Source organism: Deltaproteobacteria bacterium (assembly GCA_009929795.1).
Taxonomy (GTDB): domain Bacteria; phylum Desulfobacterota; class Desulfovibrionia; order Desulfovibrionales; family Desulfomicrobiaceae; genus RZZR01.
The window spans coordinates 1-6,260 of the sequence record RZZR01000129.1 but is presented as its reverse complement, the minus strand read 5'-3'; the positions used below and the strand labels follow the sequence as shown (position 1 = coordinate 6,260).

The following is a 6,260-nucleotide window of genomic DNA, read 5'->3' as shown; positions in this document are numbered from 1 at the left end:
AGGATTTAAATCTGACCCCGAGCGCACATATCCCCCGGGCTTGGCCCGGATAGCCCATGGCCGACGAAGTTGCAAGCCCCGGATCCTTGAGCTATTCTCATTGTTTCGACTTTTGCGGCATACCATGCCACCCTACCCGAATCCGAGGAGACCGATCATGAGTACCATCATTCCCGAAGGAAAGAACCTCCGCAATGCCCTGGCCTGGGTGGAGGAGGGCCTCAAGGAGGGCAAACGCCTGGATATCTTGCTGACCGAGGCAGGCATGCGTTTCAACCTGGCTCCCCTGGAAGATCAATTCCTGGCCAAGTTCTACCGGAAGAAAATCGAGGCTAACCGCTGATTCGTGCGAGTTCTGCAACGGGAAACTCTCAAGGAAATCGGACTTGTCTTCACCATCTGCCTGATTTCCTTTTTGTTCCTTCTGCTGGTCGGACGGCTTTTGCAGATGAGGAACCTCTTTGTCGGACAGGGACTTTCCTTGATGGATCTTGGTCGGCTCTTCCTATATTTGAGCCCGTTTTTCCTCCTCCTCCTCCTGCCAGTGGCCTGCATGACCAGCGTCTTTTTGACCTTCCTGCGCATGGCCACCGACCAGGAGCTGGTCGCCCTGCGGGCGGCCGGCATCGGACTGCGGGGCTTTTTGCCCGCCCCGGTTCTCTTCTGCGCCCTGGCCGCCCTTCTGGCCTATGCCACGGCCTTCTGGGGCATCTCATGGGGCATCGACAACTTCCGGTCCACGCTTCTCGACCTCGTCCGCTCCAAAGCCAAAATCGTCATCAGACCCGGGGTCTTCAACACTGATTTTCCCGGGCTGACGATCTATGCCCGCCAGGTCAGCCCTGACACCGAACAACTGGAAAACATCTTTGTCAACGACAGTACCGACCAGGGCCTGTCCTCCACTCTCATTGCTCCCGAGGGACGTATCTCTACAGACCACGGCCAGGGGTTGATCTACCTTTCCCTGCACAACGGAACCATGTACCGACAGGACAAAAACGGGCTTTCCATACTGGGATTCGAATCCTACAATGTCCGGCTGGACCTGGAAAAGATCCTCGGGGGCTATACCCTGGATAGCAAGCGTCCCATGGAGATGTCCTGGGCCGAACTAGGCCGAATTCTCGCAACCATCGACCAGGGCGAGGAAGACCGATCCGTGCTCAGAAACCAGGTCGTACGCGAACGGCAGAAGCGCTTGGCCCTTCCCCTGGCCTGTCTCATCCTCGGACTGTTCTCCGTTCCCCTGGCCTTTCTCTTCCAGGGCCTCCGGAGACAATTCGGGCTGGTTCTGGCCATGTTCTGCTTTCTCCTCTACTACACGCTCTTCTCGGCCGGCATCAGCCTGAGCGAGACCGGCATCATCAGCCCCTACATCTCCTTCTGGATTCCCAACGCCGTCTTCACCGTCCTGACTGCCGCAGGATTTGTCATCGTCCGCCGCGAGCGGGGATTCAGGATCACGGACTGGGTCCTTCACCTGTTCCGCCTCTGGGCCAGACCAAAAACCACGGCCGGAGCCACCCCCCATGTCTGAAAACTTCAAAACGGACCAGCCCGTTCCCCTAAACGGTGGTCCGCTCTGCGTCCGAGACACGGCCCGCGAACTGGACGAGGCCAAAACCGTCCTGAAGGCCTCCTTCAAGGGAGCCGTCAGAGGCAACCTCGTCCTGGTCGCCTGCGCCTCGGTCTTCACGGTCCGAGCCGGCCGCCACCTCTGGGAGACCAGGGGACGCCAGATGTGGAATCGGGCCGGGGTCTTCATCGGAGACGCCTACCGGGCCATGCTCAACGACGCTTTTGGCGCCAAGGTCCAGGAACGGACCGAAGTCTGGGCCCCGCCGGCCCTGCCGCCGGGCACGGATCCGGATCGACCAATTCCCATTCCCGAATCGAAAACAGAAAGCACCGAACCCGAGACCATCGAACCGGGCGACCGGCCATGACCGCTGCCGCCCAACCCTTTCACCCCAGCCACGAGGTCACTGACCATGGGACTTTTCGCCCTTGAAGTCGGCACCGAAGAGATGCCGGCCCGATTCCTGCCAACCCTCGAGCAGGCCCTGCAATCCGGATTCGACCAGGTCCTGACCCGGGAACACCTCGAACATGGACCCGTCGAAACACACTCCACGCCGCGCCGTCTTCTGGTGTTTGTCGAAAGACTTGCCGAAACCCAGACCAACCAGGAAATAGTGGTCACCGGCCCCCCGGCCGCCATCGCCTTCCAGGCCGACGGCTCCCCGTCCAAGGCCGCTCAGGGCTTTGCCAGAACCCATGGAGTCGAGACTGACGATCTGTTCGTGCAGACCACGGACAAAGGCCAGTACCTGGCTGCCCGCAAGGCAACGGGCGGAGCCCGCGCCTTGGACATCCTTCCCGGGGTCTGCCGGGAAATCCTTTCCGCTCTCCCCTTCCCCAAAAAAATGCACTGGGCCCCGGACGGGTTCCTCTTCGGCCGCCCGGTCCGCTGGATTCTGGCTCTTCTGGACAACGATGTGGTCCCTTTCGAGCTGGCCTGCCTCTCTTCCGGACGGCTGACCTTCGGCCACAGGGTCATGGGTCCCGGCCCCTTTTCGGTCCCCACCGCCCGCGAACTTAGTCCCATTCTTCTGGACCGGGGCCGCATCGTCGCCGATCGGGCCCAGCGCATGGCCATGATCGTCGAACAAGGCGACCGATTGGCCGCCGAGGCCGGAGGCACGATCATCTGGTCCGACCGGCTCCTATCCCAGGTTGCCGATCTGGTCGAATGGCCCACGGCCATGCTCGGCCGATTCGACCAGGCCTATCTGGCCCTGCCTCGGGAGGTTCTCCTGACCAGCATGGAAGCCCACCAGAAAAGCTTCGGCCTGGAAGGGCCTGACGGCGCCCTCCTGCCCGCCTTCCTGACCGTGGTCAACATTGAGTCCGAGCGGCCGGAACTCGTCCGCCAAGGATGGGAAAAGGTTCTCCGTGCCCGTCTGGAGGACGCCCGGTTCTTCTGGGAGGCCGACTCCAAGGCCGATCTTGACGACTGGCTGAAATCCTTGGAAAGCGTCGTCTTCCTCGGACCTCTGGGAAGCATGGGGGACAAGTCCCGTCGCCTGAAGCGTCTGGCCGGGGGACTGGCGGCCCTTATAGATCCGGGTCTTGAACTGGACATGGCCAGGGCCGGCCGTCTGGCCAAGGCCGATCTGGTCTCTCACATGGTCGGGGAATTCGACGATCTCCAGGGGATCATGGGAGGCATCTACACCCGGCAAAAGGGGGAAAGCGAGCGGGTGGCCCAGGCCCTATACGAGCAGTACCTTCCGGCCGGCCCGGACACCCGGGTTCCGAAATCACTACCCGGAGCCGTCCTGGCCCTGGCAGACCGTCTGGACAACCTCATTGGCTGCTTTGGGCTGGGCATGGCTCCCACCGGGGCCGCAGACCCGTACGCACTTCGCCGTCAGACCCTTGGCCTCACGCGCATACTTCTCGAACACGGCCTGCGACTCGAGCTGCGAAGCCTGCTGAAAATGGCCCTTGATGAATACGGCTCCGTGAAATGGAAACTCCCGTCCGGAGACATCGTTGCCGCCGTCGAGGACTTCATTGGCCAGCGTCTAAAGGCCCTCTGGGGTGCCCAGGGTATCGACGGCCGGCTCCTGGAGGCCTGCCTCCGGGCCGGCCTGGGCGACTTGCCTGCCCTCAAGGCCAGGGTAGCGGCCCTGGAGGACTTCAGCCGGGCCGACGACTTCGAACAGGCCGCTTTGGCCTTCAAACGGGCCGACAACATCATCCGCAAGCAAGGGGATCGGGCCGGGGCCGTGCTGACCGGAAAATTCGATGTGAATCTGCTGCAGGAAGATGGGGAGAAAAAACTGGCTGCGGCCCTGGAAGGGCTGGAAGACACTTGGGCCCAGGCCCTCGGCCGCGATGACTATCCCGAACTCTTCGGACTGCTGCGGACGCTTCGGCCGACCGTGGACGGCTTCTTCGACCAAGTCATGGTCATGTGCGAAGACCAGGGGCTTCGACTGAATCGGCTGAACATTCTTCAGGCGCTGGTCAATCGACTTTCCGCCCTGGCCGATTTCTCAGCCCTTCAGGTCTGAGATCCTCAGAAAAATCTGGCCCGGCCGGCGACTATTTCTTCTTGGCCGGCTGGGCCTTGTCCATGGCCTCCCGCAAATCCTTCTCACTCAGGCCGAGATCGCTCAACAAGGCCTCGTCGTCCTCGTCGAAACTGAGTTCCAGAACGTCCAGGAGATTGCCGTCGTCCTCTGCCGGGACCGAAACGGCGTCCTTCTGAATGATTTCGGGCTCGGATGTCGTTTTCAAAAGAGCCGGGTCGATTTCCAGGTCGTCGATGTCCCCGACTTCCTCAAGATCGACAAAGGCCGGTTCAGGTGTTGCCGCCGCAGGCTCGATCACGGCCTTGCCCGGCTCATCGACGCTGGTTTCGAGGGGAAGATCGTCCAGGGAGATGAAATCGAGCTTTTCGACCTTGGGTCCTGAGGGTTCCGGAGCCTTCGGGGGCATGCCTCCACCCGTGGAGATGGGATCCAGATCGGCGTCCTCCAGAAGATCCTCCAGGCCCGGCACCTCAAGCCCTTGCAGAGTCTGCTCCTCGACCACTGCCGGGTCCTCGGTCTTCTGTTGCTCCTCCTCCAAGCTTCCAAGCAACGCGTCCAGATCGATGTCCAGGCCCTCCAAGGCGGTCTCGTCGGCCGGCAAAGCCTCTCCCCCGGACAGATCCTCGTCGTCGAGGATCGTCGGTTCCAAATGTTCGTCCATGTCGTCGGTGACGGCATCAAAAGCATCCGGCCCGGCACCCATCGCGGCTTCCGCAGTCGTGTTTCCAGCCTCTGCCGCTGCATCCTCGAACAAAAATCCGTCCTGCTCGACGGCTCCCTGTCCAGCCTTTGCTCCGAGCCAAAGGAAATTCGATTCCCTGACCCAGGCCAGGTTCAGACGCTCCCGGATACTCTGCCAGTCCTGCCCACACTTGGGGCAGGCGTTCAGGTGGTCTGACGAGTGGTACTTGCATTTCTTACAGAACATGGACGACCCCCAGAAGCAAAAAAGGTGACGAAAGACGCTCGAACCGTGAACACTCCTCGCAGCTCATTGCGGGCTTTCTGTGCCCGCCCCTGCGGATATCTGGGCCAGATGGGCCAGGACCAGGCAGACCAGGGCCGCGGTTTCCCAGCGCAGAATTCTCGATCCAAGCCCTGCAGGCCGACACCCGCCCCGGATCAGAGTCTCGACCTCCAAGGATGTCAGACCTCCCTCCGGGCCGACCACGGCCAGACAACGTCCGGTCCGAAACGAGTTCTGGTCGAGGACCGATCCGGCCTCCCCGAGGCCTTCCCAGAGTACGATGGCCTGGTCAAAGGAACCGGCCCTGGCCGCCAAGGCTTCGGCCCCGCCCGGCAGGACCTCGATCTTTGGCAAGAAGGGGTTGCCCGACTGCTTGGCACCGGCCAGGACTTGGCCCAGCCAGGCCCCTTTGCCATCGCCTGGTATCCGCCCCTGGGAGCGGGAAGCCGACCAGAACCAGAGAGCCTCGGCCCCCAGTTCGGCCGCCTTTTCTAGAAGCCAGCCCCGGCGCAAGCCTTTGGTCCAGCCCAGGGCCAGAACCAGACCTGACGCCGACCTGACAAATTCCTCCTCGGCCAAGAGCTCCAGTTTGACCTCACCGCTCTTGAAACCGAGGACCCGAAAAATACCCGTCCGACCCTGGCCGTCGAACCCCGCGACTTCGTCTCCAGGCCTGCAACGTAACGACTTCGCGGCATGCGCCGCCTCGGTTCCCCTCAAAACCCAGGGAGAGGACCACTCCTCCGGGGGAATATAAAATCTGTGCGGCCGGACCATGTGGGTTCATAGATTCGAAACCCGCCCCATGTCAAAAAAATCCTCGCCAAGCCTCTCGACCCCAGAAACTATCGAGGGGAAACTTCTTGCCCACCGGCCTCGTTGATGGTAGCCGCAGGAACCATGTTCGATCCGGCCGAAACCATTCAGCGCCTGACCATCATCGCCGTGCCTTTTCTCCTCGGCATCACCTGCCATGAAGTGGCCCACGGCTATGTCTCCTGGCTCCTGGGCGACCCCACGGCCAAGGACGCCGGTCGTCTAAGCCTGAACCCCCTCAAGCATCTTGATGTCATGGGCACTCTGGTCCTGGTCATGACCCAGATGATCGGATGGGCCAAGCCCGTGCCCATCGACCCGACCTTCTATCGGAATCCCCGCAAGGGCATCGTCCTGGTCAGCCTGGCCGG

General features: G+C 61.7%; 7 protein-coding genes. 5 read left to right on the top strand and 2 right to left on the bottom strand.

Features of this window, described 5'->3' with window-relative positions; translation table 11 throughout:
* The first annotated feature begins 157 nt into the window (after positions 1–157).
* Genes EOM25_11325 through EOM25_11310 form a run of 4 tightly spaced genes read left to right on the top strand, consistent with a single transcriptional unit; the run spans position 158 to position 4,085 of the window.
* Positions 158–343 (top strand): hypothetical protein, encoded by a 186-nt coding sequence (locus EOM25_11325; protein NCC25764.1) that lies wholly within the window; start codon positions 158–160, stop codon positions 341–343.
* Positions 344–346: 3 nt separating this feature from the next.
* Complete coding sequence (gene lptF / locus EOM25_11320; GenBank protein NCC25763.1) at positions 347–1,540, top strand: LPS export ABC transporter permease LptF; 1,194 nt, start codon at positions 347–349, stop codon at positions 1,538–1,540.
* Positions 1,533–1,949 (top strand): hypothetical protein, encoded by a 417-nt coding sequence (locus tag EOM25_11315; GenBank protein NCC25762.1) that lies wholly within the window; start codon positions 1,533–1,535, stop codon positions 1,947–1,949. Before lptF ends, EOM25_11315 begins: the two co-directional genes overlap by 8 nt.
* 45 nt (positions 1,950–1,994) lie before the next feature.
* Complete coding sequence (locus EOM25_11310; GenBank protein NCC25761.1) at positions 1,995–4,085, top strand: glycine--tRNA ligase subunit beta; 2,091 nt, start codon at positions 1,995–1,997, stop codon at positions 4,083–4,085.
* Between the two features lie 31 nt (positions 4,086–4,116).
* Here EOM25_11310 and EOM25_11305 read toward each other — a convergent pair whose 3' ends face one another.
* Together EOM25_11305 and EOM25_11300 are read right to left on the bottom strand one after the other, a co-directional pair.
* Entirely contained in the window at positions 4,117–5,034 is a 918-nt protein-coding gene (locus EOM25_11305; GenBank protein NCC25760.1) for a hypothetical protein, read from the bottom strand.
* Positions 5,035–5,097: 63 nt separating this feature from the next.
* Positions 5,098–5,850 carry a 16S rRNA (uracil(1498)-N(3))-methyltransferase gene (locus EOM25_11300; protein ID NCC25759.1) on the bottom strand — a complete coding sequence of 251 codons (753 nt, stop codon included), beginning with the start codon at positions 5,848–5,850 and terminating at the stop codon, positions 5,098–5,100.
* Positions 5,851–5,973: 123 nt separating this feature from the next.
* Between EOM25_11300 and EOM25_11295 the strand changes: the two genes are divergently transcribed.
* A partial coding sequence (locus EOM25_11295) for a site-2 protease family protein (protein NCC25758.1) occupies positions 5,974–6,260 on the top strand: 287 nt, incomplete at its 3' end.

Bases quoted from the DNA above. Each gene is read 5' to 3' on its own strand.
- EOM25_11325 (NCC25764.1), top strand. From the start codon at position 158: ATGAGTACCATCATTCCCGAAGGAAAGAACCTCCGCAATGCCCTGGCC.
- EOM25_11315 (NCC25762.1), top strand. From the start codon at position 1,533: ATGTCTGAAAACTTCAAAACGGACCAGCCCGTTCCCCTAAACGGTGGT.
- EOM25_11310 (NCC25761.1), top strand. From the start codon at position 1,995: ATGGGACTTTTCGCCCTTGAAGTCGGCACCGAAGAGATGCCGGCCCGA.
- EOM25_11305 (NCC25760.1), bottom strand. From the start codon at position 5,034: ATGTTCTGTAAGAAATGCAAGTACCACTCGTCAGACCACCTGAACGCC.
- EOM25_11300 (NCC25759.1), bottom strand. From the start codon at position 5,850: ATGGTCCGGCCGCACAGATTTTATATTCCCCCGGAGGAGTGGTCCTCT.